We start from the raw sequence: 2,535 nt of genomic DNA, 5'->3' as shown, positions 1-2,535 counted from the left end.
GCGAGGCACGGCATCGGGGGGTCGCCGCTGTCCCCTCGGTGCCCGGGCGGGCGGGGGTGGGCGGGGTGCTCATGCTGCTCCTGGGGGTGCCCGCCGCCCCGCCCCGGGGGGGGGCGGGGGTGAGGTGCCGTCGTCCTTGACGACCCGCAGGTGCGGGCCGCCGACCGGCTCCTCGGCCGGGGACGGCGGCGCCCCCGCCGCATCTGCGACGGGGGCGGTCCTGGGGGGCGGCACCGGCGCCGCGGCCGGGCCCGTGTCGGGCGGCGGCGGGTCGGTGGTGACGTGGACGTGCACGGTCGCGGCCGCCCGCGCCGCCGCCTCGGCCTCCTTCGCGTCGGCGATCGTCTCGGCGGTCGGCGCCGTCGGGCCGCCGGTGTTCACCGGCTCGTCCTCGACGATCTCGGCGTCGACGACCTCCGGCTCGCCGGCCGCTCCCGCAGGCGCCTGTTCGCGTTGGGCCCGCCGCTCGGCCTTGGCGGCCTTCACCGTCGCCCGGCGCTCGCTAATCGTCGTCTTCGTCTCCGGCCAGGCCTTGCGCCAGCCCTCGCGGGCCCCGGACGTCCAGGTGTAGATCCTGGCCACCGAGTTGATCGCGCCCTGCGCGACCTTGCGGCCCGCGTCCGTCCGGTCGGCCGGCTTCGGGTCTTTCGGCGTCTTGTGCTGCGCGGCGGTCGCGCGGCCGGCAGCGACGCCGCCGGACAGGGCGTAGGCGAGCGCCATCGCGATGAGCAGTTCCATCGGGCTCTCCTCTCCTCTCTTACTGCATGCCGAAGGCGGAGGCGACCAGGTGGCCGATGAACCGGGCGACGGCGCTGATCGCGGTCGCGGCGCCGTCGCCGACCTTGCCGGGGATCGCCGCCACGAAGAACGGCATCGTCGCGGCCAGGGCGAGGGTGCGCGGGGTGCACTTGTCGTCGCGGACGTCCATCAGCAGGATCACCGCGGCACCAACCGACACCAGCCAGCCCAGCCCGATGCCGACCCAGTCGGTCATCAGGTGCGCCGCCGTCTGGTTGGCCCAGGTGGTGCAGGCGGAGATGAGGTTGCCGAGTCCAGTGCCGGCCAGGCCGACGCCGCCCGCGGTGAACATCGCGATGTGCAGGCGGGGCATCTCCAACTTCGACAGCGCCCCGTTGATCGCCCCCGTGACGCCGCCGCCGGCCTTGCCGCCGGTGCGGTGGCGCTTGCCGAGCCCGGCGGTGGCGGTCTGCCCGCCGCTGGCGAGCACCTGCATCGCCACCGACAGGGCCATGCTCGCGACGCCGACTCCGGCGCCGACAACAGCCTCGATGACAGCCATGATCGTCCCCTCCCAAGGGGTCTCGTTGGATCACCAAACAGGGGCCGGACACCGGCTGGTGACGGCCCGGAAGATCAGGTGCGGTCGCCCTTGCGGTTACGCACCGTGGGCGGGTACTCTCGCGCGCGCCCGCGGGCGCGCCTACGCGTTGGGGCGGGCAAATACGCGTACGGACGCGTAGGGATGCGAATTTGAGCGATGCGAATTTCGCATCCGGTCACTTGCTGTGACGCTTCGCCAGGGCCTCCGACAGCTGCCGCAGGACGGCCGCGAGCTGCATCCACTCGCCGTCCCGCGCCCCCTCCGGCAGCCTCCCGATCACCGACCGGAGGATGTTCCACTCGGCCGCCGCGGCCGCCGGCGGACCACCCGCCGCCGCCTCGCTGCGCAGCTGCGCGACGTGCGCGCCGACCCGGCGGGCCCGCTGCTCACTGCGTTTCTCTGCCTGCTTGCGCCGCCAGGCCGGCGGCCGCGCGGTGCCGCTCACCGTTGCCTCCTTGTCGCTGTGCCCGCCGGTCTGACCTGCGGGAATTGCTGTTTGGGCTGTTCGTGGCCCGGCCGGGCGGCCGGGCCGATAGCGTGGTGCTCGGCGCTTCGGCGCCTTCGGCGGTCACCAGGGCGATGTCTGCGCCCTGGTGGCCACCGGAGAGGCCGACTCCTCGTCAGGCCGTCTCGTCGCCGGCCTGGGTGTCGTCGTGCTTGGTTTCCTCGGAAACCGGCATCTCGTCCTCCAGCGCGGACGCGATGACGTCGTTCTCGAACTCGGCGTCGTTCGCGAGGCGCTTCTTCGCGGAGCGGATGCGGTCTCCGACCCACGTCTCGCCCTTGCCGTAGCGCTCGCCGATCGCCCGCTGGTCGATTTCCGAGCCCTCCAGCATCAGCCGCGCGACCTCGCGCTCGGCCTGCTCGCGCAGCTGCGAGCGCAGTTCGCGAGGAACGGTGCCGCCGTTCTGCGAGGTGATTTCCGAGAGGGAACGCGAGGCGACAGTGCGGGAAGCGCGAGGGGTCTGCGAGGCGAGGCGCTGCTGCCTCGCGGCCGCACGCTCCTCCGCCTTGCGGCGCTTGGCCGCAGCCTCCGCGGCCTCCTTCTCCCGGCGCTCCTGCTCGGCGGCCTGCTGCCGCCTGACCTGCTCGTTCGCCAGCAGGATCTGTGCCTGCGCCTCGCCCTCGGCCTTGATCCGCAGCGCCTCACGCTCGGCTTCCGAGCGCTGCCGGGCCTCCTCGCTCTCCCGCTC

At 73.9% G+C, this 2,535-nt stretch carries 3 protein-coding genes and 1 pseudogene; all 4 read right to left on the bottom strand.

What is annotated here, in order from left to right:
• Positions 1-69 precede the first annotated feature (69 nt).
• Positions 70-738 carry a hypothetical protein gene (locus KSNIM_RS38905; RefSeq protein ID WP_263108379.1) on the bottom strand — a complete coding sequence of 223 codons (669 nt, stop codon included), beginning with the start codon at positions 736-738 and terminating at the stop codon, positions 70-72.
• A 19-nt stretch (positions 739-757) separates the two neighbouring features.
• Entirely contained in the window at positions 758-1,300 is a 543-nt protein-coding gene (locus KSNIM_RS38900) for a hypothetical protein (protein WP_263108304.1), read from the bottom strand.
• A 217-nt stretch (positions 1,301-1,517) separates the two neighbouring features.
• On the bottom strand, positions 1,518-1,787 hold the full coding sequence (locus KSNIM_RS38895) for a hypothetical protein (protein ID WP_263108305.1): 270 nt from the start codon (positions 1,785-1,787) through the stop codon (positions 1,518-1,520).
• 175 nt (positions 1,788-1,962) lie between these two features.
• Positions 1,963-2,535: pseudogene (locus tag KSNIM_RS38890) on the bottom strand (hypothetical protein); the annotation flags it as partial.

The organism is Kitasatospora sp. DSM 101779, assembly GCF_025655475.1.
Taxonomy (GTDB): domain Bacteria; phylum Actinomycetota; class Actinomycetes; order Streptomycetales; family Streptomycetaceae; genus Kitasatospora.
This window is presented reverse-complemented; position numbering and strand designations above follow the sequence as displayed.

Coding starts and splice junctions, on each gene's coding strand:
- KSNIM_RS38905 (WP_263108379.1), bottom strand. CDS start 738: ATGGAACTGCTCATCGCGATGGCGCTCGCCTACGCCCTGTCCGGCGGC.
- KSNIM_RS38900 (WP_263108304.1), bottom strand. CDS start 1,300: ATGGCTGTCATCGAGGCTGTTGTCGGCGCCGGAGTCGGCGTCGCGAGC.